The sequence below is a fragment of the Bradyrhizobium sp. NC92 genome (genome assembly GCF_025200865.1).
Lineage (GTDB): Bacteria > Pseudomonadota > Alphaproteobacteria > Rhizobiales > Xanthobacteraceae > Bradyrhizobium.
This window is the reverse complement of the sequence record NZ_CP104171.1, coordinates 8,232,800-8,257,060: the sequence shown is the minus strand read 5'-3', so window position 1 is coordinate 8,257,060 and position 24,261 is coordinate 8,232,800. Positions and strand designations below refer to the sequence as shown.

The 24,261-nt window shown below is 65.2% G+C and carries 22 protein-coding genes; 11 read left to right on the top strand and 11 right to left on the bottom strand.

Going from position 1 to position 24,261, the window contains the following annotated elements:
• The first annotated feature begins 90 nt into the window (after window positions 1-90).
• Window positions 91-519, top strand: a complete 429-nt coding sequence (locus N2602_RS38340) for a GFA family protein (RefSeq protein WP_172788917.1) — start codon at window positions 91-93, stop codon at window positions 517-519.
• A gap of 182 nt (window positions 520-701) precedes the next feature.
• Window positions 702-2,495, top strand: coding sequence for a caspase family protein (locus tag N2602_RS38335; RefSeq protein WP_260381320.1), 1,794 nt, complete (start codon window positions 702-704; stop codon window positions 2,493-2,495).
• Window positions 2,496-2,534: 39 nt separating this feature from the next.
• Here the strand turns inward: N2602_RS38335 and N2602_RS38330 are convergent, their stop codons facing one another.
• Window positions 2,535-3,227, bottom strand: a complete 693-nt coding sequence (locus N2602_RS38330) for a DUF1345 domain-containing protein (protein WP_172788894.1) — start codon at window positions 3,225-3,227, stop codon at window positions 2,535-2,537.
• 9 nt (window positions 3,228-3,236) lie between these two features.
• Window positions 3,237-4,160 (bottom strand): polyprenyl synthetase family protein, encoded by a 924-nt coding sequence (locus tag N2602_RS38325; RefSeq protein WP_260381319.1) that lies wholly within the window; start codon window positions 4,158-4,160, stop codon window positions 3,237-3,239.
• Window positions 4,161-4,321: 161 nt separating this feature from the next.
• Between N2602_RS38325 and mtgA the strand changes: the two genes are divergently transcribed.
• The 3 genes from mtgA (at window position 4,322) to N2602_RS38310 (ending at window position 6,139) form a co-directional block, all read left to right on the top strand.
• Entirely contained in the window at window positions 4,322-4,996 is a 675-nt protein-coding gene (mtgA, locus tag N2602_RS38320) for a monofunctional biosynthetic peptidoglycan transglycosylase (protein WP_260381318.1), read from the top strand.
• A 169-nt stretch (window positions 4,997-5,165) separates the two neighbouring features.
• Entirely contained in the window at window positions 5,166-5,348 is a 183-nt protein-coding gene (rpmF, locus tag N2602_RS38315; protein ID WP_007598106.1) for a 50S ribosomal protein L32, read from the top strand.
• Between the two features lie 140 nt (window positions 5,349-5,488).
• A complete protein-coding gene (locus tag N2602_RS38310) occupies window positions 5,489-6,139 on the top strand; it encodes a hypothetical protein (protein ID WP_260381317.1) in 651 nt (216 codons plus the stop codon).
• Window positions 6,140-6,145: 6 nt separating this feature from the next.
• Here N2602_RS38310 and N2602_RS38305 read toward each other — a convergent pair whose 3' ends face one another.
• Window positions 6,146-6,406 (bottom strand): hypothetical protein, encoded by a 261-nt coding sequence (locus N2602_RS38305; protein ID WP_172788890.1) that lies wholly within the window; start codon window positions 6,404-6,406, stop codon window positions 6,146-6,148.
• Window positions 6,407-6,627: 221 nt separating this feature from the next.
• On the opposite strand from N2602_RS38305, the gene N2602_RS38300 reads away from it, so the two are divergent.
• Window positions 6,628-8,322 (top strand): bifunctional diguanylate cyclase/phosphodiesterase, encoded by a 1,695-nt coding sequence (locus N2602_RS38300; RefSeq protein WP_172788889.1) that lies wholly within the window; start codon window positions 6,628-6,630, stop codon window positions 8,320-8,322.
• 105 nt (window positions 8,323-8,427) lie between these two features.
• Here N2602_RS38300 and N2602_RS38295 read toward each other — a convergent pair whose 3' ends face one another.
• From N2602_RS38295 to N2602_RS38265, 7 genes are all read right to left on the bottom strand, one after another.
• A complete protein-coding gene (locus tag N2602_RS38295) occupies window positions 8,428-9,936 on the bottom strand; it encodes a tripartite tricarboxylate transporter permease (protein WP_260381316.1) in 1,509 nt (502 codons plus the stop codon).
• 4 nt (window positions 9,937-9,940) lie between these two features.
• Entirely contained in the window at window positions 9,941-10,426 is a 486-nt protein-coding gene (locus tag N2602_RS38290; protein WP_260381315.1) for a tripartite tricarboxylate transporter TctB family protein, read from the bottom strand.
• Between the two features lie 173 nt (window positions 10,427-10,599).
• Entirely contained in the window at window positions 10,600-11,577 is a 978-nt protein-coding gene (locus N2602_RS38285; protein ID WP_260381314.1) for a tripartite tricarboxylate transporter substrate binding protein, read from the bottom strand.
• A gap of 206 nt (window positions 11,578-11,783) precedes the next feature.
• A complete protein-coding gene (locus tag N2602_RS38280; protein ID WP_260381313.1) occupies window positions 11,784-14,648 on the bottom strand; it encodes a PAS-domain containing protein in 2,865 nt (954 codons plus the stop codon).
• Window positions 14,649-14,879: 231 nt separating this feature from the next.
• On the bottom strand, window positions 14,880-15,755 hold the full coding sequence (locus N2602_RS38275; protein WP_260381312.1) for an acyl-CoA acyltransferase: 876 nt from the start codon (window positions 15,753-15,755) through the stop codon (window positions 14,880-14,882).
• A 41-nt stretch (window positions 15,756-15,796) separates the two neighbouring features.
• Window positions 15,797-16,777 (bottom strand): amino acid--[acyl-carrier-protein] ligase, encoded by a 981-nt coding sequence (locus tag N2602_RS38270; protein WP_260381311.1) that lies wholly within the window; start codon window positions 16,775-16,777, stop codon window positions 15,797-15,799.
• A 56-nt stretch (window positions 16,778-16,833) separates the two neighbouring features.
• Window positions 16,834-18,045 carry an acyl-CoA dehydrogenase family protein gene (locus N2602_RS38265; RefSeq protein ID WP_260381310.1) on the bottom strand — a complete coding sequence of 404 codons (1,212 nt, stop codon included), beginning with the start codon at window positions 18,043-18,045 and terminating at the stop codon, window positions 16,834-16,836.
• A gap of 360 nt (window positions 18,046-18,405) precedes the next feature.
• On the opposite strand from N2602_RS38265, the gene N2602_RS38260 reads away from it, so the two are divergent.
• The 3 genes from N2602_RS38260 (at window position 18,406) to mtnA (ending at window position 20,947) form a co-directional block, all read left to right on the top strand.
• Window positions 18,406-18,678 (top strand): phosphopantetheine-binding protein, encoded by a 273-nt coding sequence (locus tag N2602_RS38260; RefSeq protein WP_260381309.1) that lies wholly within the window; start codon window positions 18,406-18,408, stop codon window positions 18,676-18,678.
• Between the two features lie 256 nt (window positions 18,679-18,934).
• Window positions 18,935-19,810: an S-methyl-5'-thioadenosine phosphorylase gene (locus N2602_RS38255; protein ID WP_260381308.1), complete on the top strand. Its 876-nt coding sequence runs from the start codon at window positions 18,935-18,937 to the stop codon at window positions 19,808-19,810.
• Window positions 19,811-19,840: 30 nt separating this feature from the next.
• Window positions 19,841-20,947 carry an S-methyl-5-thioribose-1-phosphate isomerase gene (gene mtnA, locus N2602_RS38250; RefSeq protein WP_260381307.1) on the top strand — a complete coding sequence of 369 codons (1,107 nt, stop codon included), beginning with the start codon at window positions 19,841-19,843 and terminating at the stop codon, window positions 20,945-20,947.
• A 121-nt stretch (window positions 20,948-21,068) separates the two neighbouring features.
• Here mtnA and N2602_RS38245 read toward each other — a convergent pair whose 3' ends face one another.
• Window positions 21,069-21,704 carry an HAD-IA family hydrolase gene (locus N2602_RS38245; protein WP_172788878.1) on the bottom strand — a complete coding sequence of 212 codons (636 nt, stop codon included), beginning with the start codon at window positions 21,702-21,704 and terminating at the stop codon, window positions 21,069-21,071.
• 103 nt (window positions 21,705-21,807) lie between these two features.
• Here N2602_RS38245 and N2602_RS38240 point away from each other — a divergent pair, with 103 nt between their 5' ends.
• Together N2602_RS38240 and N2602_RS38235 are read left to right on the top strand one after the other, a co-directional pair.
• Entirely contained in the window at window positions 21,808-22,566 is a 759-nt protein-coding gene (locus N2602_RS38240; protein WP_260381306.1) for a trypsin-like serine protease, read from the top strand.
• A 125-nt stretch (window positions 22,567-22,691) separates the two neighbouring features.
• A complete protein-coding gene (locus N2602_RS38235; protein WP_260381305.1) occupies window positions 22,692-24,194 on the top strand; it encodes an NAD(P)/FAD-dependent oxidoreductase in 1,503 nt (500 codons plus the stop codon).
• Window positions 24,195-24,261 lie beyond the last annotated feature (67 nt).

Here is a 24,261-nt window from a genome sequence, read left to right as displayed (position 1 = left end):
CGTTCCTTTGCATGATGGCTTCGGGCCAACTTAGTCATACATGTCAAAATGCGCTATGGGTGTGTCAGCGATTTGCGCGAAGGCGTCACGATGACAGAATCAGAAAATTCGAACGCTCGCATCCTTGTCGGCGAATGCTATTGCCGCGCTGTGCGCTTCGAGGTGGCCGATGCATTTTCCTATGCGATGAACTGCCACTGCTCGAACTGCCGACGCACCACCGGTGCCGCCTTCAAGCCGTTCGCCGGCATCCGGCAGGACAGGCTTCGCATTGTCAGGGGTGGCGACCTGCGGCTGATTGTCGGCGACGACACCACCCACGACGCGCATTGTGGCCGCTGCGGCTCGCTGCTCTATTCCCGGGTCCGAGAGGGACAGTGGGTCCATGTCGCCATGGGAACCCTGGTCGATGCCCCCTCGATCCGGCCGAGCGCCCATATTTTCGTCGGCTCGAAGGCGCCCTGGCATGAAATTACGGACGATCTGCCGCAATATCGGGAGCACATCGGGGTTGTCTGACGGAACCCGGCCCGCACCGCCGTTCGTCGGCGAACCGCGACAGCGCTGGCGCGACAAACAAAAGAGGGCGTCGGGCCTGTCGTCGGGGTCCCGTTCGTGACCTCCATCACAAGCGCCGGCGGTGGATGTTGCTAAAGCGGTCCCAAAGGGCCTGATGGCCCGGAACTATCGGAAGTCGTGTCATGCGCAGCTTGCTCAGACTTTGTCCGCTTCTCGTCGCCCTCGGCCTGATGTTCGGCGCCGGGCCTGCTTTTGCCGGAAAGCGCGTGGCGCTGGTGCTCGCCAATTCGGCCTATCAACACGCGGCCTCGCTCTCCAATCCCGTCAATGACGGGTCGGTGATGGCCAAGACGCTGAAGGAGGCCGGCTTCGACGTCGTCGATTCCCGGCACGATCTGTCGGCGCTGGACACGCGGCGCGTGCTGCGCGACTTCGCCGACGCGACCCGCGATGCCGATATCGCCGTGGTCTACTACGCCGGCCACGGCATCGAGGTCGACGGCTCGAACTATCTGATTCCGGTGGATGCCAAGCTCGAGCGCGACACCGACGTCTATGACGAGGCGCTCTCGCTCGACCGTGTCCTGGTCGCGGTCGAGCCTGCCAAGCAGTTGCGTCTGGTGATCCTCGATGCCTGCCGCGACAATCCGTTCAGCAAGAGGATGAAGCGCACGGTTGCCTCGCGCGGCATCGGCCGCGGCCTCGCCCAGGTCGAGCCGACCAGCCCCAACACGCTGATCGCCTATTCGGCCAAGGCCGGTTTCACCGCGCAGGACGGCGACGGTGCGAACAGCCCGTTCACCATCGCGCTGTCGAAGCATCTGACGACGCCGGGCCTCGATGTGCGCCGCGCCTTCGGCTTCGTGCGCGACGACGTGCTGAAGTCGACCGGCAACAAGCAGGAGCCGTTCGTCTACGGTTCGCTCGGCGGCGAGGATGTTCCGCTGGTGCCGGTCAAGCTGGCGCCGGCGGCGCCCGTGGTCAATCCCCAGGCCGACATCCGCCGAGACTACGAGCTTGCGCTCCAGGTCGGCAACCGGCCGGCGTGGGAAGCCTTCCTCGCCCAGCATCCCGACGGTTTCTATGCGAGTCTCGCCAAGCTCCAGCTCGAGAAGATCGGCGCCGAGCGGGCGCATGCGGCGGCGATCGAGAAGGCGAAGCAGGCCGAGGCCGAGCGCGACCGGCTTGCTGCGCTCGGCGCGCAGAAGGATGCGCAAGCCAAGGCCGCGGCCGATGCCAAGGCCGCCGAGCAGGCGCAGCTTGCTGCACAGAAGGCCAAGGAACAGGCGCAGCAGCAGGCGGCCGCCGCCGAGCAGCAGCGCGTCAATCTCGCGGCGACGGCGCCGAGCGCTGCGCCGGCCGCGAGCGCCGCCGGCACCAACGTTGCCGCGCTGACCCCGGCGACCGCGCCGGCCGACCTCAACCGCTCGGTGCAGACCGAGCTCGGCCGCGTCGGCTGCTTCTCCGGGCAGGCCGACGGCAATTGGAATACGTCCTCGCAGCGCTCGCTGTCGCAGTTCAACCGCTATGCCGGCACCAAGCTCGACGTGAAGGTGGCGAGCACCGACGCGCTCGATGCAGTCAAGGCCAAGCCGTCGCGGGTCTGCCCGCTGGTCTGCGAGCACGGTTTCAAGGCCGAAGGCGACAAGTGCACCAGGATCGTTTGCGGCGACGGCTATGTGCTGAATGACGACAATGAATGCGAGAAGAAGCGCGCCGCCAAGCCCGCGTCAAAGCCCGCGACCTCGCGGCGCGACGAAGGCGAGGACCGTCCTGCACGGCAGCGGCCGCAGGCCGGTGCTGCAGCGGGCGGCTACGGCGCTGCTGCGGCGGCTCGCACGGGTCGTGGCTCGGGCGGCAGCGGTCAGATTTTTTGCAACGATCTGCTCTGCCGGCCGGTCAGGCCCGGCTGCCACCTCGCCTTTCGTGGCGGCGGCGGCCCTCACAATGATGCGAATTACGAGGTCTGCAACTGAAGGCGTTGTTTCCGCGACATCGTCCCGGCGAAGCCGGGATCATGTCGCGATCGCGCTCGCTGCGATGTTGACCGTCAGTGCAAGCAAGGCCGTGTTGTAGATGAACGAGACGATGCCGTGTGCGGTGGCCGTGCGGCGGATGGTCTTGTCGGTGATGCCGACGTCGGAGACCTGCGCGGTCATGCCGATCACGAACGAGAAGTAGACGAAATCCCAATAATCGGCGTGGTCTTCCTTCTCGCCGCTCGGGAATTGCAGGCCGCCTGCGGTCCCGTGTCGATAATAGTCATGCGCGTAATGCAGCGCGAAGGTCGTGTGCACGGCAGCCCATGACAGCGTGATCGTGGTGACTGCGATGCTCAGCTCCAGCGCGCCGCGATGCGGCGTGCCGAGTTCGGCTACGATCGCCGCGATGCTGGCGAACGCGCCGGTCGCCGTCACCAGCAGGATCACGAAGCGGCCGTCGTCCTGCATCGCGGCGGCGCGGCGAATGTGCTGATGGTCGTTGCACAGCATCATCGTGTAGACCAGCACGAGATAGACGGCGATCAGCGCGTCCCAGCCGAGCACGAGCCGCGTCACCAGCCGATAAGTCCCCGGCAGCAGCAGGCAGACCAGGATGCCGATCGCGAGCGCAATGAAGGTCCGTGGCCGCGCATAGATCAGCCGCATCGGCCGCGACATCTGGCGGAAGCGGACGAGGACGGGATCTTCTTTGCCCTCGACCGCCATCGGTATGCGTCAGTTCTTCCGCTCGGCCACGAAGCGCGCGGCGGCCTGCAGCACGGCGGCGCGGTCGCCGAAGATCGAGACGGCACTATCGGCGCGCGCGAGCAGGTCACGCACGCGCTGCTTGGCGCCTTCGATCCCGAGCTGGGTCACGAAGGTGGTCTTGCCGAGCGCGGCATCGGCGCCGGCCGGCTTGCCGAGCGCGGCCGCATCGCCCTCGACGTCGAGCAGATCGTCGGCGATCTGGAAGGCTTCGCCGAGCGCGCGCCCGTAATCGTCGAGCGCCTGATATTCCGCCTTCGAGGCCTGGCCGAGAATTGCGCCGGCTACGCAGCCGTAGCGCAGCAGTGCGCCGGTCTTCATCTGCTGGATACGGGCGACGTCGATCGGCTCGTTGCCGCCAAACCGGCCTTCGCCGGCGAGATCGAGGATCTGGCCGCCGACCATGCCGCCGATGCCGGCGCAGCGCGCCAGCGCACGCGTCAAGAGCAGCCTCACATTGGCGTCGCGATGGACCTCGTCGCGTGTGATGATGTCGAACGCGAGGGTCAGAAGGCCGTCGCCGGCGAGGATCGCAGTGGCGTCGTCGGTCTGCTTGTGCAGGGTGGGGCGGCCGCGGCGCAGGTCCGAATTGTCCATTGCCGGCAGGTCGTCATGGATCAGCGAATAGCAGTGGATGCATTCCAGCGCGGCGCCCACGAGCAGGGCCGCCTCGCGCGGCACGCCGAACACGGCGGCGCTCTCCACCACCAGGAACGGGCGCAGGCGCTTGCCGCCGTTCAGGCTCGAATAGCGCATTGCGTCCATCAGTCGCTTGGGCCGGGCGATTTCGTCGTGCAGGATGTCATCCGACAGCAGGCGCCCGAGCAGGGCTTCGGTGTCATCAGCGGTCTTGTCCAGACGTTTGGCGAAATCGGACGGGGACGTGCCGGTCATCAAGAGGGGCTCCAGAACTAAAATTCGGCGGGACAATCCTTTATGCGCCCGCCCCAGTCAATCGTTTGGAAGGCCTAAAAAGTGCTGGAAAAGGCCCGAATTATCACAGACTTAATGCTCCAGCCCGTGGCCGCTCTTCAGTTTGCACCGGAAAGGTCGATTTGCGCATCGTCAAAATCCTGCTGGTGGTGCTCGCGGTCGTAGTCCTCGCGCCTTATGCGATCGCGCCGTTCTACCGCACCGGCCACCCTGTTTCGACGCTGATGGCCTGGCGCAGCTTGCGGGGCGCGCCGATGCAGCGGGAGTGGATCGATCTCGCCGATATGTCGCCCCCTCTGCCGCGCGCGGTGGTGGCGGCCGAGGATGCCCATTTCTGCAAGCATCACGGCATCGATTGGGGCGCGCTGCGCGAGGCGATCGACGACGCCAGGGAGGACGGCACCGCCTTCCGGGGCGCCTCCACCATCACCCAGCAGGTCGCGAAGAACCTGTTCCTGTGGCAGGGGCGCGATTTCGTCCGCAAGGCGCTCGAATTCCCGCTGGCGCTTTGGATTGACCTCGTCCTGCCCAAGCAGCGGATTCTCGAAATCTACCTCAACATCGCCGAGCTCGGCCCGCAGGGGCAGTTCGGGGTCGAGGCGGCCAGCGCCTATGCCTTCGGCAAGTCGGCCGAAAGCCTCTCGCCCCGCGAGGCGGCACTTCTGGCCTCGATCCTGCCGAATCCGGTAAAACGCAGCGCCCGGACCCCAGGCCCGGGCGTCCGGCGGCTGGCAGCCACCTATATGGCGCGGGGGCAGGCGAGCTCGCTTGCGACCTGCTGGCGCGAAAATCGCTGATTTTTGGCCCGTTCCGGGCGCATTTTCCGGCCCAAGAGCCTAGCTTTACGGCCAGCCTTCCTCTATAAGCGCGGCCTTGATCGGCATTCAGCTCGCCTCGTATTGCGGGTGCTGAGCCGTCCCTTCGCGGACGATGCCCTGATGACACCAATCCCTAGAGGATAATGAAATGGCCGTTCCGAGAAGAAAAACCTCGCCGTCGCGCCGTGGCATGCGCCGCTCGGCGGACGCTATCAAGAAGCCGACCTATGTGGAAGACAAGGACTCCGGCGAGCTCCGTCGTCCGCACCATCTCGACCTCAAGACCGGCATGTACAAGGGCCGCCAGGTCCTGAAGAAGAAAGAGTCCTGAAGCCAGGATCTTTCTCGGGCGGGAGATCGGACCCGCCCGATTTCGGCCAACCCATGAGATAGACGGTGACGGCGGCGGAGCCAATGCTTCGCCGCTGCATTGTTCTGTCCGGATATCTTGATCGAGAAGGCATCTCGCCGATGGTCGGTTTCCCGCTGCTCCTGATTCCGCTCGCGGTCTACAACATCATCGCCTTCCTGATGCCCAGCGTGTCCTTCTCGGACGTGCTGTTCAAGGTGCCGATGATCACGGGCGAGGCCTGGCCGGTCACGCTCGCCGATCTCCTCCTCGCGCTCGGTGTCGTGCTGCTGCTGCTCGAGGTGGTCAAGGGCGCGCGGCCGGGCTCGAAATTCCTGATGGACCATTTGCTGTCGCTGCTCATCTTCGGCGCGGCCGCCGCCGAATTCGTGATGTGGCCCAAATTCGGCAACTCCACCTATTTCCTCCTGGTGCTGCTGGCGATGGCCGATTTCCTCGGCGGCATTGCCCAGCGCACGCGCCGCCGCGTCACCTATGTCGCCGAGACCACGGTGCCGGCGCCGCGCAAGGCCAAGCGCAGGGCCGAAGCGGCGGAAGATGGGGAGTCCGAGCGCACGTTCGAGCCGGTGATCGCGCCGCAGCCGGCACCGGCGGCGCCGCCCGCCCCGTCGGCGCAATCCGTCGCTGAATCCGTGCTGATGGATCACCCGGCGCCAAAGCCGGCGCAGAGCCCGCCTTCGCCGGAGATTCCCTCGCCGCATCTTCAGCCGGGTAACGGCACGCCGAGCTCGCCCGACACGCCGCCGCGCTGATCGGTCTCAAGCCACCTGCCGTGTGCGCGCACTGACGCTTTGCAGCGGTTGCTTGCTGCCATAGGCCATCAGCGCATCCTCGGAGGAGGCGCGGCGGAGCCGGCTCGTTTGCGGCAGCTGCTCGGCATTTGCGATCAATTGTGTGATGAAGCTGGGATCGGGGCGCGGCAGCGACGCCTTGCGGACCCACCGCAACGTCGGCATCAGCGGCACCAGGGCCGTGCCTGTGCCGTTGTCCGCCGCGTCCAATCGATCAGTACTCAACATCGCAATCACCGTTGATCCGGCGAAATTGTCGCGTTTCGGGACGCTGGCGCCGGTGCGAGTCATGTACTCGCAAGGCCTATGCCGCCCGCACCGGTTTGGTTCCCACGCCTTCGGAAACGTGGTTTCCAAATTGTTTATCAACTTTGCCTAGGGTCGGGGGCGAATCTGGCTCTATTCTGTGCCGACAGAGGACTTCTCCACTGTCCCGAATCGAGGCGACTTTGACCCCTGCATTGCCGCAAGCCTCCGACATCCTCGCCGCGCTCGGCCAGGCCGTGTTCGCCTGGGACATCGCCAGCGATGCCATCGTCTGGGGTGAGCAGGTCAGCACCGTCTTCCCCGGCATTCCCGCCGAGCGGCTCGCGACCGGCGCCGAGTTCGCCAAGCTGATCGAGCCCGCGCAAACGCTGCGCACGGCCGCGCTGGCGCTGACGTCCCCGGTGCACGGCGCCGACGGCACGCCCTATCGGGTCGAGTACGGCGTGCGCATGAGCGCCTCCGATCCCGTGATCTGGATCGAGGAGACCGGCCGCTGGTTCGCGGGCCCCGACGGCCGTCCCACGCGTGCGATCGGCTCCGTCCGCATCAACAATGAGCGCCACGCCCGCGACGAGGAACTGAGCAGGCTGGCCCGGCTCGATCCGCTGACCGGCGAGCTCAACCGCTCGCATCTGATCGCGGCGCTGGCCGAGGCGATCGAGGAGACGGCCCGCTTTCGCTCGACCGCCGCCTTCATGCTGGTCGGCATCGATCATCTCGCCCGCGTCAACGATGCCTTCGGCTTCGACGTTGCCGATGCCGTGATCCTCGACATCGCCAAGCGCATTCGCGCGCGCCTGCGCGGCGGCGACGTGCTCGGGCGCTTCTCCGGCAACAAGTTCGGCCTGATCCTGAAGAACTGCACCGTCGACGACATGAACGTGGCTGCCGAGCGCTTCCTCGCCGGTATCCGCGACGAGGTGGTGCCGACCAGGTCCGGTCCGGTCTCGGTCACCGCCTCGATCGGCGCCGTCAGCCTGCCGCGCTATGCGCGCAACACCGACGAGGCCGTCAACCGCGCCCATGAGACGCTGGATGCCGCCAAGCGCCGCCGCGTCGGCTCCTTCGCAGCCTGGCGTCCGGATGCCGCGCGCGACGCGCAGCGCCGCGTCAACATTCGCGTCACCGACGAGATCGTCACCGCGCTCAACGAGCGCCGCATCAGGCTCGCCTATGAGCCCGTCGTCTCGGCCGTCTCGCGCGAGCGCGCATTCCATGAATGCCTGGTGCGGATGGACCAGGGCGACGGCCAGGTGCTGCTCGCGCCCGACATCGTGCCGGTCGCCGAACGGCTCGGCCTGATCCGCCTGGTCGATCACCGGGTGCTCGAGCTCGTCGTCGCCGAGCTCGCGGCGGCGCCCGACATCTGTCTCAGCCTCAACATCTCGCCGGATACGACGATGGATCCGGATTGGTGGGCGGGAATCGAATCGCTGATGCTGGCTCATCCCGGTGTCGCCGAGCGGCTGATCATCGAGATTACCGAGACGGTCGCGATCCAGGACATCGACGAGGTTCGCGCCTTCGTCAGCCGCCTGAAGCATTTCGGCAGCCGCATCGCCATCGACGATTTCGGCGCCGGATACACTTCGTTCCGCAATCTGCGCAAGCTCGGCGTGGATATCGTCAAGATCGACGGCGCCTTCGTGCAGAACATCACCCGTTCCGCCGACGACCGCGCCTTCGTGCAGACCCTGATCGACCTCGCCCGCCGTCTCGACATCAAGACCGTCGCCGAATGGGTGCAGGATGAAGAGGCCGCAAACATGCTGCGCGACTGGGGCTGCGACTACATCCAGGGCCGCCTGATCGGGCTGGCGGCAGTGGAGCGCCCGTGGGGCCTGCCGTCGGACAGCGCGCTGCCTGCGGCGAGCTGAGATGCTGTAGGGTGGGCAAAGCGAAGCGTGCCCACCATCCTGCTGAATCGTTGGAAGATGGTGGGCACGGCGCAAGCGCGCCTTTGCCCACCCTACGAGATCTCTTCACGCCCCCTCGTCCAGCGCCACCAGCTCGCGCTTCTTGCGCAGCGACGGCAGCAGCGGCGCGATCAGCAGCACCAGGGCAAGCGCGAGACACGCGCCCGAGATCGGCCGCTGCACGAAGGTCCAGAGATCGCCCTGCGACAGGATCAGCGACTTGCGCAAATTGTTCTCCATCATCGGCCCCAGCACGAAGGCCAGCACCAGCGGCGCCGGCTCGTAGCCGAGCTTGCGCATGAAATAGCCGATGATCCCGAACGCGATCATCACATAGACGTCGAACACGTTGTTGCTGGAGCAATAGACGCCGAGGATCGTGAACAGGATGATCAAGGGGAACAGGATGTTGTAGGGCAGCTTGAGCAGCTGCACCCACATGCCGATCATCGGCAGGTTCAGGCTCAGCAGCATGACGTTGCCGATATACATGCTGGCGACGATACCCCAGAACAGGCCGGGGTTTTGCGTGATCAGCAGCGGTCCCGGCTGCAGGCCGTGAATGACGAAGGCCCCGAGCAGCAGCGCCATCACCACGTTCGGGGGAATGCCGAGCGTCATCAGCGGAATGAAGGCGCCGCCCGCCGCGGCGTTGTTCGCCGATTCCGGCCCTGCGACGCCCTCGATCGCGCCGTGGCCGAACCTTTCAGGCCTCTTCGACAGCCGCTTCTCCAGCGCGTAGGACGCGAATGACGCCACCACCGCGCCGCCGCCCGGCAGGATGCCGAGAAAGAAGCCGAGGATCGTGCCGCGGCCGACCGGGCCTGCGCTCGCCTTCCAGTCCTCTTTGCTGGGCAGGAGATGGGTGATCCTGGTGTTGATGACGTCGCGCTTGATCGCCTGCTCGGTATTGAGCAGCACCTCGGCGACGCCGAACAGGCCCATCACCACGGGCACGAGGCCGATGCCGTCGATCAGCTCCATGCGGCCGAAGGTCAGCCGCGGCTGCGCGGTGATGCTGTCGAGCCCGATCAGCCCGAGTACGACGCCGATGCACGCCATCAGCAGCGCCTTCGGCATCGAGCCCTGGGTGAGGAAGGTGAGCACGACGAGGCCGAGCACCATCAGGCTGAAATATTCGGCCGGGCCGAACGCGATGGCGAGGCTGGCAAGCTTCGGCGCCACCAGCATCAGAGCGACCAGCGCAAACGTGCCGGCGACGAAGGAGCCGAACGCGGCGATGCCGAGCGCGGGGCCGGCGCGGCCCTGCTTCGCCATCTGGTGGCCGTCGATGCAGGTGACGACGGAAGCCGCCTCGCCGGGGATGTTGACCAGGATCGAGGTGGTCGAGCCGCCATACATCGAGCCGTAATAGATGCCGGCCATCATGATGATGCCGGATTCCGGCGTGCCCGACAGCGTCACCGGCAACAGCAGCGACATCGCCGAGATCGGGCCGATGCCGGGCAGCACGCCGACCAGCGTGCCGATGAAGACGCCGATGAAGCAGTAGAGCAGGTTGATCGGCAGCAGCGCGACGCCGAATCCATGTGCCACGTTGACGAGCGTATCCATGGGGTCAACCGATTCCGAGCAGGCCGGACGGCAACTGGATCAACAGCAGCCGCTTGAGCACCCACCACATGCCTGATGGCACCAGCACGGCGATCGGGATCGCCAGCGTCCAGCGCACCGGATCGATCAGCCGCAACAGCAGCAGCATCAGCGGGATCGACGACAGCAGGAATCCCAGCGGCTCCAGTGCGAAGGCGAATGCGGTGAGGCAGGCGATGAGGACAAGCGGCTTGCTCCAGCGCGCGTTCTCCCAGCGCGAGGCCAGCGTCGGCCCGCCCTCGGTGATCGCCGAGACGATGATGGCGCCTGCGAACACGCACATCAGGATGCCCGTGTAGAACAGCACATAGCCGGAGCCGGGATCGTTGATGGTGCCGAGCTTGAGCTTCAAGCCCGACCAGATCACGAAGCCGCCGAGCGCGAGCCCGACCAGCCCGCCCCAGAGTTCGGAGTTGCTGAGGCGGAGCTTGACGTTGGTGTCGATGTTCATGTGAAGCGCCTTGAGATCATCATCGTCCTCTGCGCAACGGCGAAGCCGTTGTCGCTGAGGTGGCGGAGCGCAGCGTAGCCCTCGAAGGGCGACGGTGCCCCGATCCATCCTTCGAGGCGAGCCGCAAGTGCGGCTCGCACGTCAGGATGACGCCAGCATTGTGGGGAGACCAGCTACTTCTTCGCAAGCCCGAGCGTCTCGATCACCTTGCGTTCGGACTCCGTGACCTCGACGACGAATTTCTTGTAGTCCTCGGTGTTCTTGTAGTTCGGCACCATGTCGTATTTGGCGAGCGTGGCGATCACCGCGGGATCCTCGACCGCCTTCTTGAAGGCATCGTGCAGCTTGGCGACGATCTTGGGATCCATCCCTTTCGGCCCCGCAATGCCGAACGGGGAATCATAGACCATGGGATAGCCGAGCTCCTTCAGCGTCGGCACGTCGGGATAGTTCGGCGAGCGTGCGCCGGTCCACACCATCAAGAGCCGCAGCTTGCCGGCGTCGACCAGCGGCCGCCATCCCGTGGAGTCCGCTTGCAGCATGGTGTGCTGCCCCAGCACGGCGGCGTTGGTCTCCGCGCCGCCCTTAAAGGGAACCTGCGTCAGCTTGATGCCGGACATCCCGGCGATCTGCTCCATGCCGACATGCAGCGAGGTGCCGGCGCCGGGCGTGGCATAGGTCACCTTGCCCGGATTGGCCTTTGCGAACTCCACCACGTCCTTCCAGCTCTTGAACTGCGACTCCGCGCTGGTGGTCACGCCGAAAGTGTAGCCGGTGAGATGGACGATATAGGTGAAATCCTTTGCCGGATCCCACGACACCTCCTGCATCAAGGGCAGGCGGAACACGGTGATCGGGATCTGCGAGATGGTATAGCCGTCCGGCTTCGCCGCGGCCGCCATCGTCGCCGGTCCGACCGTGCCGCCGCCGCCCGCCTTGTTGTCGATCACGATCGGCTGCCCCAGCACCTTCGAGGCGCTGTCGGCAATCGCGCGCATCGAAATATCGGTCGATCCGCCGGCCGGCCACGGCACGATCAACGTGATCGGCTTCGTCGGATAGTCCTGCGCATTGACCGCAGTGGACAGCAATACGCCCATGACGGCGTGCGCCGCGGCAAACGCAATCGTCTTCAGCCCGTAACTCGACATCGAAACGCCTCCCTCGCGGCGGCCTCTTTGGGACCGCCGTCTCTCGTTCTTGTGAGGGCGATTGTTTCTGAATTTGACGGAGAAGAAAAGCGCATTGCGCGCATCGCTGCGCGGCCGTCGGTCAGCTAGCGCCGACAGAGCCGACAGATGCGACAATTGGTCGTTTGGCCGCGTGCCGAGCGGCGGAATTTGAGCGGCCGAAGCGGTCAGGCCACGCGCCGGACCGTGTTCAGCGTCTCGATGGTGCGGCTGACCTCCGAGGCGAGGCACGGCTTGCCGAAATAATAGCCCTGGACCGCGGTGCACCCGCATTCGCGGACGAAGTCGAGCTGTTCCTCGGTTTCCACGCCCTCCGCCGTGGTCTCGACGCCGAGCACGGAGCCGAGGCTCGCGATCGTTCTTACGATTGCAACGCTCTCCGGGCTTTCGCCGAGCGTACCGACGAAGGAGCGGTCGATCTTGATTCGGTCGAACGGAAACTTGCGCAGATAGCTCAGCGAGGAATAGCCGACGCCGAAATCGTCGAGGCTGACGCGGACCCCGAGCGCACGGAGCTGGTGCAGGATGTCGATGGTCGCCTTGCTGTCGTCGAGCAGCGCCGTCTCGGTGACCTCGAGCTCGAGCCGTTGCGGCGGCAGGCCGGCTTCCGCAAGTGCGCTCGTGACCATCGCCACCAGCCCGCGGGAGCGGAACTGCACCGGAGACAGGTTCACCGCGACGGTGACGCCGGGCCAGGACGCAGCCGTCGCGGAGGCCGTGCGCAGCACCCATTCGCCGATCGGAACGATCAGCCCGTTCTCCTCCGCAATCGGGATGAATTCGGCCGGAGAGACGAAGCCGCGCGAGGGATGCTTCCAGCGCAGCAATGCCTCGAAGCCGGTGAGCTCGGAGGAATCGAGCCGCATTTGCGGTTGGAACACCAGGTGGAATTCACGCCCTTCCAGCGCGCCGACCAGGTCCTGCTCCAGCGCGTGCCGGCTGCGCGCCTGTTCCTCCATCTCGGGCTCGAACAGCTGATAGGCGCCGCGTCCCTTGGCCTTGGCCTGGTACAGCGCAAGGTCGGCGCATTTCATCAGCTCATCGGCATCGAGCCCGTGGTCGGGTGCGATCGCGATGCCGACGGAGACGCCGACGTGGATCGACTGGCTTTCCAGCGGCGGCGGATGACCGATGATCTCGACGAGGCGGCGGGCGAGCGCCTCAGCCGATTGCGGCTGCTGCCCGCGCTGGAGCACGGCGAACTCGTCGCCGCCAAGCCGCGCGACGGTGTCATGCTCGCCGACATTCTCCTTCAGACGCGCCGCGACCCAGCGCAGCAGGCGGTCGCCCGCGGCGTGGCCGAGGCGGTCGTTGACGGTCTTGAAATTGTCGAGGTCGAAGCACAGCACCGCCATGGCGCCGCCGGCGATTGCGACCTGGTTCAGTCCCTCGCCCATTTTCTCGCGGAACAGCGTGCGGTTGGGCAGGTCGGTGAGCGAATCGTGCCGCGCCATGTGCGCCACCCGGGCCTGGGCCTTGTGGCGCTCGGTGACGTCCTCATAGGTCACGACCCAGCCGCCGTGCTCCATCCGCTTGTGATTGAGTTTGATGATGCGGCCGTCGCTCAAATGGCGGTGCAGCGTGTGCTCGCCTTCGCGCAGCCTCTCGACGTAGTCGGCATAGAGCTTGGCGCCGGTCATGTTCGGATGGATGCCGAGCTCGCAGCTGTGGTCCATGATGTCCCGCATCGAGACGCCTGGCTTCACGATCTCCGGCGACAATCCGTACATCTCGATATAGCGGCGGTTGCAAACGATGACGCGCAGGCTGGCGTCGAGCATGCACAGGCCCTGGCTCATGTTGTTCAGGGCGGCGTCGAACCGGCGGTACTGCTCGCTCAGCTCCTCGACCGCGCGCTCGCGCTCGGTGATGTCCTCGTAGGTGGCGACGAAGCCGCCTTCGGCCAGCGCGCAATAGCGCACCGAGATCACGGTGTCGTTCGACATGCGCCGGCGCATCGGCGAGGAATCGCGATTCGCGATCCGGGCGCGGGCGGCTTCGAGGATCTGCTGCGGGCTGTATTCCGAGGTGAACGCGCCGTTCGCCATCGATCGCTCGATCAGCTCGGCCAGATGGGTGCCGGGCCGGGTCTCCTCCGGTGACAACAGGTAGATCTTGCGGTACGTGGTGTTACAGACCCGAAGCCGCATCTCGCTGTCGTAGAAGGCGAGCCCGTGCGCCATGTTCTCCAGCGCCGCATCGAGAATGAAATTCTGCTGCCGCAGCGTTTCCTCGTATTGCAGCCGCTCCGTGACGTCCTCGTGCACCGTCACCCAGCCGCCGTCAGGCAGGAAGCGGGAGACTGCCTGCACCATCCGTCCGTCGTAGCGCATCACCAGCAGCGTCTTCGGCTTTCTGCTGCGCACATCGTCCAGCCGGCTCTGGTAGAATTCGTCGCCCGACATGCCCGGCAGATTGCCGCGCGACATCCAGTGCTCGATCACGGTGGAATGCGCGATGCCCGGCTGCACGATCTCGGGATCGAGGTTGTAAAGCTTCAGGAACCGTTCGTTGCAGACGACGACGCGGCTGTCGACGTCGTACATGATCAGTCCGTGCGACATGTTGGCGAGCGCGTGCTGGCTGCGCTCGGTCTGCACGCGCAGTTCCGCTTCGAGTCGGGCGAGGCGGGTGACGTCATCGCAGATCGTCATCCAGCCGCCGCCGGGGAGAGGCTTCAGCTGGAGCGACATCACGAGGCCGCTCGCCAGCAACTGCTCGGTGCGGAACGGCTTGCCCGCGGCGATCTGCGCCATTCGCGTCGAATACAACGCGTCGAGCTGGTCCTGCGGAAAGTTGCCGCGGCTTGCGCTGTGCGCGAGCACCTCCCGGTAGCTGGTGCCGACCCGCACGATTTCGGCCGACATGTCGAACAGCGTGAGGTAGCGCTGGTTCGCCAGCACGATCCGGTTGTCGGCGTCGTAAACGCAGACGCCTTGCTCCATGTGGTCGAGCGCAAGCTGGCTCAGCGCGACCAGGGCGCCTGGGCCCTGCTCACGGCCTGTACCAAGCTCGGTGTCGCGGGTCGACATCATGGGGTCGGCGGGGCCTCGGCCAGCAATAGACTTAATGCAACCTAATTCAGCCGCCGAGGGTAACGAAGAGGCCGGAAAATTCCCTTAAGCGCCGTAGTTTACGGAGGGTGACCTGCGATGGTGAGCGCACGCGTAAACGGCCCGCCGCCAAGGCGATAGGCCCTAGCTCCGGATGAGCGCGGCGATATTCCCGCTCCGCTCGCACAGACGACAGAGCCGGGCGTTGCTCTACGGCCCGTATAGCACGAGCTCCGTATCGGTGAGGTCGCCGAGCTGTGGCTGATGCGGGCCCCTGAAGTATTTCCGGCCGCGCCGCTCGGTGTAGATGCCGACGAGGCCGGGTACCGGCCCGTTGGCGTCGATCGCCACCGCGATCTTGCCGAGCCGCAGCAGCAGCCGTCCGATGCGGCCGGCGCATTCGGCATATTCCGCGGCGCTCCGGCAATAGATCAGCTTCATGGCGGGAGGTGCGATGAAACCGCGGCGGATGCGCACCGGTTGCAGGACGAAGGGGAACGTTCCCTTCGGCGTGCGGCACACCAGGCTGAGGCAATTGTAGCGCGCATGTCGCGTCAGAAGCTCGGTCTCCGCCTCGGAGAGCCCCTTGATCTCCTTGGCGTGCTGCGGAATGACCTCGATCTTGTTCCAGCGCGGGACGCGCGCCAACGCAGGGACGGAGAAGAATATGCCGCGGCAATAGGCGCGAAAGCCCTGCGTCTCGATGATCGGCCAGGTCCACGGCGCCGGACTGATGTTGAAATAAGTGACGTGCTTGTGCCGCTGGGCGATCTTGGTCAGCAGCGGAGCGTAGTTGCGGTAGGCCGGATCGACATACCAGCTCGACAAATTGCACCGGATGGCGGTCTCTTCGCCCTCCTTGCGTGCGCTGTAGATCAAGAGCAGCACGCCGACCGGCGTGCCGTCGTCGTCGAGCATGTAGCCGAAGCGCGGATAGCCCTCCGGTACGGTCCGGAAGGCCTGCCGGCGCAGGCCCTGAATCCAGTAGTCGCGTGAACGGCCGACGAAGCCGCGCGTCAGCAAGTCCGCGATCTTATCGACGTCGGACTCGGTGATCTCGCGGCATCGGACCTTGGTATGGATCACGCTCGTCTTGCCCGTGGAAATGGCCGGCCTCGTGAGTTGGGTCAGCGCCAGCCTTCGCCATGGGCCTCGGCCGCGACAGGCGGCTGCAGGCCCAGGACGTCCCGCACCTTGGCGGGCCAGGCGGAAAGATCGGTGCCGTGGGTGTGGAACATGGCGACGGCCAGACGGTCCATGCCGAAGGCAACGCAGCCGGTATGGGCCGGCTCGCCGTCGGCGTCCTGGATTGCCCAGGTCGTGCCGAAATGCTCGCGGTGATAGTTGAAGCTCATGCACGCCGTCGGCTGCTCTTCCGAGCGCAGCGGGATGAGCAGCTCGAACTTGAGCTGCTGCTGCTTCTGGCTCACCGCCTTCATCTGGCCGACCCGGCCGAAGAACGGATCGCTGGCATAGTCGACACGGAAGCTGAGGCCGAGATCGGTCGCGATCTTCTGCGCGCGCACCATCCAGCGCTCGCGGAAATCGGCGACGTCATCGGGGCTGCCGATGCAGACATATTCGCGCATGCGGAACGATTGCAGCCGGTCGAGATGCTTCGACGGTTCGCGGCGGAAGCAATCCGCGGCAACATCGAAGCGCAGGCCGCCCTTCGGCAATTGGCCACGGCTCGCCGCGATCGGGTAGACCGGATAGCAGGCGGCCGGTGACAGCACGAGATCGGCCGGCGACAGCGAAGAGGTCCAGTCGCCGCCGGCATCGAAGCGGCTCACCGCGGCGTTGACCTCGCGTTCGGTGCCGTGCAGGCCGCAGACGCAGCCGAGCAGGTTCGGAAAGCTCTTGAGATAGCCGGACTTCTCCAGCTGCGCCCGGCTCATCACCGGCGGGAAGCGCATCACCTCGGTGCCGGCCTCGCGATGGCCCGTGATCAGCGCGGCGAGCTTCTCGACGATGCCCTCATAGAGGGCGGTGCGGGCATAGACGCCATCGGCGCCCATGCGGTGGAACAGCTTGTCGGCGAGATGATCGAGCGGATCGATCATCTGCGGTGCGGTGGCGGGCGAGTCGGGGAGGACGGCAATATTCATGGTTCGATGTCCTGCTATCTCAAAATTGTTCTTGTTGAAGCGATTGCGGAGGCACGTCAGTCGCGAAGGCTCGTCGGTACCCCGCTCATCAATGTCGACGTCGCGGCGTTGGCCAGGATCCGGTCGTTGTTGATCATGATCGGCGATGACAGCACGTCGCGGAGGTGGCGGCCCATGGTGAATTCGCCGTCGTTGCGGTAGCCGGCAAGACCCGCGGTACGCATCGCATGCATCACGGTCTCGACCGCGAGCTCGGAGGCCTGCACCTTCAGAAGCGTGATCGAGGACTGGAAGTCGAGCGAGGCCAGCGCACGCTCGTCATGCTCGACGCGGGCGAAAGCGTCGATATTGGCGGCGATCAGCGCGCGCAGCTTGGCCAGCGACATCTTGGCGGCGGTGAAGTGCGCCGCGGCCGGCGGCATCTGTCCGCCGGACGAGCGCGCCGCCTTGCGGATGAAGGCCTGCGCGCGCGTTACCGCCGCAGCGGCGATGCCGGCCCAGGCCGACGACCAGCACAGATGCGCGAACGGCGTCATGGTCTGGGCGTGGATCTTGTCATAGGATTCCGGGAAGACGCGGTCGGCGGGGCAGTCGACCTTCAGCTCGAACCCGGTCGAGCAGGTGCCGCGCATGCCGAGCGTTTCCCAACCCAGCGTCCGCTTCAGCGAATAATCGTCCTTGGCGAGCGCCAGCAGCACCTGGTCGGAGGCGGCGGCGTCGGTGGCCCGGCGGGCGATGGTGACGAGGCCATCGGCTTCGGCGCCGTAGGAGATCACGGTGGCGTCGCGCATCAGCGAGACGGTGTCGCCGGCATGGTCGACCGCGGCGGCGCTGGCGCGGATGTTGCCGCCGTTCTGGCCTTCGGTGGTGGAGGAGGCGAGCAGCCACTGGTCGCGGGCGACCCGGCGCATCATGGTCTCCATCCAGGGAATGCCATGGCCGTGCCTGATGACGCAGGCGACCTTGGTCTGGTGCATCGCGTAGATCATCGCCGTGGACGCGCAGGCGCGTCCGAGCGTGTAGCAGATGTCGGTGACGTCGTGAATCGAGGCGCCGAAGCCGCCGAACTCGACCGGAATCATCACGCCGAGCAGCTTCTGCTCACGCGCGACGTCGAAGGCCTTGTGCGGGAAGCGGGCGTCGCGATCGACCCCGTCTGCGTCGGCCGCGGCCGCGGCGGCGGTCCGGACGGCGCGCTCGATCAGGGAGGGACCCTGCTCGAGATAGCTCGTTTCGTCGACAGTGAGGACTGCTTCACGCACGTTCATGCTCGTCCGCCTCCGGTTTGCCGTTCGAGATCGCCGGCACCATTCACGATGCCGCTTGAAGCGATCCTCCAGCCATCTTTGCTTGTGAGACGAGGCTACGGATTTAATTCAAATTCGTCGATGAAATAGAGGGTAAACAAAACCCAATTCCGAACGAACAGTTAAGGTCCGGTTGTTCGCATCACCGGATTTTCCGGCATCACGTTAGGACTCTGGAAGAAGCCTGGATTTCGGACAATCTGAGTCATCGTTTACTAAGAAACGCGAAGTATTGGTGCCGCCCATTGCAGGACCGGCAGGCCGCGCCCATCGTAGCCGGTAGTCCGGTCCGACCCCGATCAACAGATGGGAATTTTACCGATGCAGGCCTTCGATACCGAGTTGCGCAATCGCATCATCAACCTGGTGAAGGGCATCCTCGAACAGAATTCGCTCGCCGCAGACGTTACGCCTTCGGCCAAGCTCGTCGATATCGGCCTGACCTCGATGGACATGGTCAATCTCATGCTCGGGGTCGAGGCCGAATTCGACTTCACCATCCCGCAGTCCGAGATCACGCCGGAGAATTTCCAGTCCGTCGAGACGCTGGAGCGGATGGTGGCGACCCAGCTGCAGCTGGCGACCGCGGCTTAAGCCGACCCTCTCACCCGTCATTGCGAGCCAACGGGTCCGCGCGAAGCGCGGCCCGATGACAGGCTCCGCGAAGCAATCCAGACTGCCTCTGAGGTGGCGGTCTGGATTGCTTCGTCGCTTCGGCGCAAAATAGCTTCGCAATTTTGTCGCTGCGCTCCTCGCAACGACGTAAATCGAGACCATCTCCCGTTCCAAAATTGCCTGAAAACTGGCATAGCTTAACCATGTCACATTTGTCGGACAGGGTGGAGCAGGCATGACGCAGGCGGTATTGGGCATCATCGGCGGCTCGGGCATCTATGACCTGCCCGGCCTCGAGGGTGCGCGCGAAGAGGTGATCAAGAGCCCCTGGGGCGAGCCGTCTGCGCCCTTGCGGCGCGGCTCCATCGCCGGCCTGCCGATCGTGTTCCTGCCGCGGCATGACAAGGGGCACCGGCTGTCCCCGTCCGACATCAACTATCGCGCCAACATCGACGTGCTAAAGCGCGCCGGCGTCACCGACCTGATCTCGCTCTCGGCCTGCGGCTCCTTCAAAGAGGAACTGCCGCCCGGCACCTTCGTTCTCGTCGACCAGTTCGTCGACCGCACCCACAAGCGCGAGAGCTCGTTCTTCGGCCGCGGCTGTGTCGCACACGTGTCGATGGCGCACCCGGTTTCGCCGCGGCTGCGCATCCATCTGGCGGCAGCCGCCGAAGCGGAGGGCATCGCGATCGCGCGCGGCGGCACCTATGTCTGCATGGAAGGGCCGCAATTCTCCACCTATGCGGAAAGCATGACCTACAAGACATCAGGCTATTCCGTGATCGGCATGACCAACATGCCCGAGGCCAAGCTCGCGCGTGAGGCGGAGATCTGCTACGCCACCGTCGCGATGGTGACGGATTTCGATTGCTGGCATCCCGACCACGATGCGGTCACCGTGCAGGACATCATCCGCGTGCTGAATTCGAATGCCGACAAGGCGAAAGCACTGGTGGCGCGGCTGGCCAAGGATTTTCCGCGCGAGCACGAGCCGTGCCCGATCGGTTCGGACCGCGCGCTCGACACCGCGCTGATCACGGCGCCCGAGGCGCGCGATCCCGAGCTCCTGAAGAAGCTCGATGCTGTGGCCGGGCGCATCCTGCGCCCGTGAGACGCAAGACGAACGAAAAGGCAGAATGCCATGAAGGTCGACGGCAAGCATTTCCGCAGCATCTGGCGCGAGCGCGACGGCTGGTCGGTCGGCGCGATCGATCAGCGCCGGTTGCCGCACGAATTCGTCATTGCGCGGCTAACCTCGTGTGAAGATGCGGCCGTTGCCATCAGCGACATGCTGGTGCGCGGCGCGCCGCTGATCGGCGCCACCGCCGCCTACGGCATGGCGCTCGCGATGCGCGAGGACGCCTCCGACGCCGGGCTGAAGCGCGCCTATGACACGCTGGTCGTGGCGCGCCCGACCGCGATCAACCTGAAATGGGCGCTGGACGAGATGCGCGCGGCGCTCGCGCCGATCGACCCGGTGGAACGGGCGGAAGCGGCCTATGCGCGCGCTGACGAGATCGTCGAGCAGGACGTCGAGATCAACCGCGGCATTGCCAGCAACGGCCTTGAGCTGATCGAGGCGATCGCGGCGAAGAAGCCGGGCGAAGTGGTCAACGTTCTCACCCATTGCAACGCCGGCTGGCTTGCCACCGTCGACTGGGGCACGGCGACGGCGCCGATCTATCTCGCGCATGAGCGCGGCATCAAGGTCCATGTCTGGGTCGACGAGACCCGGCCACGGAATCAGGGCGCTTCGCTCACCGCCTGGGAGCTCGGCCATCACGGCGTGCCGCACACGGTGATCCCGGACAATACCGGCGGGCACCTGATGCAGCACGGCATGGTCGATCTCGCCATCGTCGGCACCGACCGCGTCGCCGCTAATGGCGACGTCTGCAACAAGATCGGCACTTACCTGAAGGCGCTTGCCGCACACGATAACGGCGTGCCGTTCTACGTCGCGCTGCCGTCCCCCACGATCGACTTCGCCGTTCATGACGGCATCCGCGACATCCCGATCGAGCAGCGCAGCGGCGTGGAGGTCACCGACATGACCGGCCGTACCGCCGACGGCCGGCTTGAGACGGTGCGGATCGTGCCGGAGGGATCGCCGGTCGCGAACTACGCCTTCGACGTGACGCCGGCGCGGCTCGTCACCGGTCTCATCACCGAGCGCGGCGTGCTCAAGCCGGATCGTGCCGCGCTGGCAACTGCGTTCCCGGAGCGCATCGCCACCGCGGCGAAGTAGTCGGTTCACCAGGCGAGATGGCTCCACGCCGTCATTGCGAGCGCAGCGAAGCAATCCAGAGTCTTTCCGCGGAGGCAGTCTGGATTGCTTCGCTACGCTCGCAATGACGGAGTATGATGCGCTACCCCAGCTTCAATCCCGTCGCCTTCTCCAGCTCCGCAATCGCCTGCGCCCCGCTCGTCACCTTGATCGTGGTCATGCCCATCTCGCGCGCCGGCTTCAGATTGACGCCGAGATCGTCGAGATAGACGCAATTGTTCGGATCGACCTTCAGCGTCTCGACCATCATCTGGTAGATGCGCGGATCCGGCTTGCGCAGGCCGATCTTGGCGGACTCGATGACATGGTCGAACAGCACCATGACTTCGGCAATGTAAAGCGAGCGCCCGGTCATGCTGCCGATCGCGTTGGCCGGCAGATTGTTGGTGATGCAACCGGTCTTGAACTGCGCCTTGATGCGCTTCAGGGCCTCGACCATCTCCGGGCGCAGATCGCCCTGCAGCAGCGGCAGCACGTCGCGGCCGCGCACCTCCGCGCCGAGGGCGAGCGATTCGGCGGCGAACAATTGGTCGAACGTCTCAATGTCCACTTCGGCGCGCTCGAACCTGGCCCAGGCGTTTTCCAGATGATTGGCGGCGTTGGTGCGCCGGATGATATCGGCGGGCAGGCCGCGCTCGGTCTCGAACCGCGTGAACGCCTCGAAGGGCGAACTCGTCAGCACGCCGCCAAAATCAAAGATCACCGCCTCGATCGCCACTATCCTGCCCTCGTCAATTCCTTCCCAAGAGGGCTAGCATGCGCTATCGGCAAGGGCCACCCTGAAGCAATCGCCGCCCTCACCGATGCCGATGCGTGTTCCCATGACGAAGCCTGCCGCCTTCATCGCAGCTGCGCTGCTGCTCGCGACGCCCGCTTACGCCATCGTCGGCGGCGGCACGCCGCAGGCCGATGGCGTCGCCCGCGCCGTCGTCACCATCGTCGGCTCGCGCGGCAATTTCTGCACCGGCAGCCTGATTGCGCCACGGGTAATCCTGACAGTCGCGCACTGTGTTCAGCCCGGCGCGGATTACAAGGTCGTCGATCGCGGCGGCGACGGCCAGCCGCAATTGCTGAACGTGCGCACCGTCGCGATCCATCCGAACTTCAACATGCAGGCGATGCAGGCGCATCGCGCCACCGCCGACGTGGCGCTGCTGCAATTGGAAATTCCATTGAAGGGAAAATCCACGGTGACGGTCGGCATGCCCACGATTCCAATTCAGGTCGGCAGCCGCTTCGTCATCGCCGGCATCGGCGTCACGGTTCGCGGTGAAGGCAAGAGCGGCGGTACCACGCGCGTGGCCGGCCTCGTTGCAACAGGACAGCCCGGCACGCTGCAGATTCGCCTGGTCGATCCCGTAACCAACGGTGTTCGCGACGGAATTGGCGCCTGCACCGGCGATTCCGGCGGCCCCGTGTTCGAGGACAGGCCGAACGGTCCCGCGCTCGTCGGCCTCATCAGCTGGTCGACAGGACCGAACGGCGCCGACGGTTGCGGCGGCTTGACCGGCGTGACGCCGCTGACGCTCTATCGCGACTGGATCTTGCAGACTGCGCGGAGCTGGGGTGCGGCACTGTGATTTGACCGCGACTTGATCTATGTCATTTTGAAGCGGAGGCGCGGCGGGTGATCATGCCCGTCGCGGAGGAAACGCGCCGTCTGGTCAAGGACGGCCACAAAGACAAGCAAGGCATAGAAGCAACAATGAATGTCGCTGTTCGCAGTCACGCCACGGCCAAACAGGCTTCTGAACATTTCGACGTGCTGATCGTCGGCGCCGGCATCTCCGGCATCGGTAGCGCCTATCACATCCAGAAGCAGCTTCCGGGCACGAGCTACGTCATCCTGGAGACGCAGGAAACGTTCGGCGGCACCTGGAGCACACATCGCTATCCCGGCATTCGCTCCGACAGTGATCTCCATACCTTCGGCTACAGCTTCAAGCCTTGGGTCGGCCCGCCGATTGCGACCGCCGAGGAGATCCTCACCTATATGAAGGAGGTGATCGACGACAACGATATTGCGCGGCACATCCGCTACCAGCACAAGATCAATTCCGCGAGCTGGTCGAGCGAGCAGAATCTCTGGACCATCGAGGCGGTGACGACCGACACCGGCGAACCCAGGACGTTCACGGCCAACTTCCTCTGGATGTGCCAGGGCTATTATCGCCATTCCGAAGGCTACACGCCGGAATGGAAGGGCATGGATCGCTTCAAGGGCCGCATCGTCCATCCGCAGACATGGCCCGACGATATCGATCTCGCGAACAAGAAGGTGGTGGTGATCGGCTCGGGCGCCACCGCGGCAACGCTGGTGCCGAACATCACCGACACATGCGCCCATGTCACCATGCTGCAGCGCTCGCCGACCTATTTCCGCCTCGGCCGCAACGCCATCGAGATCGCGGAGGAGCTGCGACGGCTGCAGGTCGACGAAGCCTGGATCCACGAGATCGTGCGACGCAAGATCCTGTTCGAGCAGGACGCCTTCACCAAGCTCTGCGTGTCCAAGCCGGAGCAGGTGAAGAAGGAGCTGATCGGCCAGATCAGCGCCGTGCTCGGTCCCGACTACGACGTCGAGACCCACTTCACGCCAAAATACCGGCCGTGGCGGCAGCGCATCGCCTTCGTGCCGGATGCCGATTTGTTCAAGGGCATCGCCAGCGGCAAGGCCTCCGTCGTCACCGACGAGATCGAATGCTTCGTCGAGAACGGCATCCAGCTCAAGTCGGGCAAGCTGCTCGAGGCCGATGTCATCGTCACCGCGACCGGCTTCAATCTCGCCGCGCTCGGCGACATCGCCTTCGAGATCGACGGCAAGCCGCTCGCCTTCGGCGACACCGTCACCTATCGTGGCATGATGTTCACGGGCGTGCCGAACATGGTCTGGGTGTTCGGCTATTTCCGCGCCAGCTGGACGCTGCGCGTCGATCTCGTCGCCGATTTCGTCTGCCGGCTGCTCGGGCACATGAAGGCGAAGGGTGCCAAGAAGGTCGAGGTGAGCTTGCGCCCCGAGGACCACAACATGCCGATCCTGCCATGGATCGACCCGGAAAACTTCAACCCCGGCTACATGATGCGCAACATGAACCTGTTGCCCAAGCGCGGCGACAAGCCGGAATGGCAGCACAGCCAGGATTACTGGACCGAGAAGGACGAGATCCCGAAGACGGACCTGGACGACAAGGCGTTTGTCTACAGTTGAAGATTCCGATGTAAGGGGCGGTTAGCGATCGCCACACACTCCACCGTCGTCCCGGGGCGCGAAGCGA

What these genes read in the sequence shown, in the direction of transcription:
- N2602_RS38340 (WP_172788917.1), top strand. Translation starts at nt 91, where the DNA reads ATGACAGAATCAGAAAATTCGAACGCTCGCATCCTTGTCGGCGAATGC.
- N2602_RS38335 (WP_260381320.1), top strand. Translation starts at nt 702, where the DNA reads ATGCGCAGCTTGCTCAGACTTTGTCCGCTTCTCGTCGCCCTCGGCCTG.
- N2602_RS38330 (WP_172788894.1), bottom strand. Translation starts at nt 3,227, where the DNA reads ATGGCGGTCGAGGGCAAAGAAGATCCCGTCCTCGTCCGCTTCCGCCAG.
- N2602_RS38325 (WP_260381319.1), bottom strand. Translation starts at nt 4,160, where the DNA reads ATGACCGGCACGTCCCCGTCCGATTTCGCCAAACGTCTGGACAAGACC.
- rpmF (WP_007598106.1), top strand. Translation starts at nt 5,166, where the DNA reads ATGGCCGTTCCGAGAAGAAAAACCTCGCCGTCGCGCCGTGGCATGCGC.
- N2602_RS38310 (WP_260381317.1), top strand. Translation starts at nt 5,489, where the DNA reads ATGGTCGGTTTCCCGCTGCTCCTGATTCCGCTCGCGGTCTACAACATC.
- N2602_RS38305 (WP_172788890.1), bottom strand. Translation starts at nt 6,406, where the DNA reads ATGTTGAGTACTGATCGATTGGACGCGGCGGACAACGGCACAGGCACG.
- N2602_RS38295 (WP_260381316.1), bottom strand. Translation starts at nt 9,936, where the DNA reads ATGGATACGCTCGTCAACGTGGCACATGGATTCGGCGTCGCGCTGCTG.
- N2602_RS38290 (WP_260381315.1), bottom strand. Translation starts at nt 10,426, where the DNA reads ATGAACATCGACACCAACGTCAAGCTCCGCCTCAGCAACTCCGAACTC.
- N2602_RS38285 (WP_260381314.1), bottom strand. Translation starts at nt 11,577, where the DNA reads ATGTCGAGTTACGGGCTGAAGACGATTGCGTTTGCCGCGGCGCACGCC.
- N2602_RS38280 (WP_260381313.1), bottom strand. Translation starts at nt 14,648, where the DNA reads ATGTCGACCCGCGACACCGAGCTTGGTACAGGCCGTGAGCAGGGCCCA.
- N2602_RS38270 (WP_260381311.1), bottom strand. Translation starts at nt 16,777, where the DNA reads ATGAATATTGCCGTCCTCCCCGACTCGCCCGCCACCGCACCGCAGATG.
- N2602_RS38265 (WP_260381310.1), bottom strand. Translation starts at nt 18,045, where the DNA reads ATGAACGTGCGTGAAGCAGTCCTCACTGTCGACGAAACGAGCTATCTC.
- N2602_RS38260 (WP_260381309.1), top strand. Translation starts at nt 18,406, where the DNA reads ATGCAGGCCTTCGATACCGAGTTGCGCAATCGCATCATCAACCTGGTG.
- N2602_RS38255 (WP_260381308.1), top strand. Translation starts at nt 18,935, where the DNA reads ATGACGCAGGCGGTATTGGGCATCATCGGCGGCTCGGGCATCTATGAC.
- mtnA (WP_260381307.1), top strand. Translation starts at nt 19,841, where the DNA reads ATGAAGGTCGACGGCAAGCATTTCCGCAGCATCTGGCGCGAGCGCGAC.
- N2602_RS38240 (WP_260381306.1), top strand. Translation starts at nt 21,808, where the DNA reads ATGACGAAGCCTGCCGCCTTCATCGCAGCTGCGCTGCTGCTCGCGACG.
- N2602_RS38235 (WP_260381305.1), top strand. Translation starts at nt 22,692, where the DNA reads ATGAATGTCGCTGTTCGCAGTCACGCCACGGCCAAACAGGCTTCTGAA.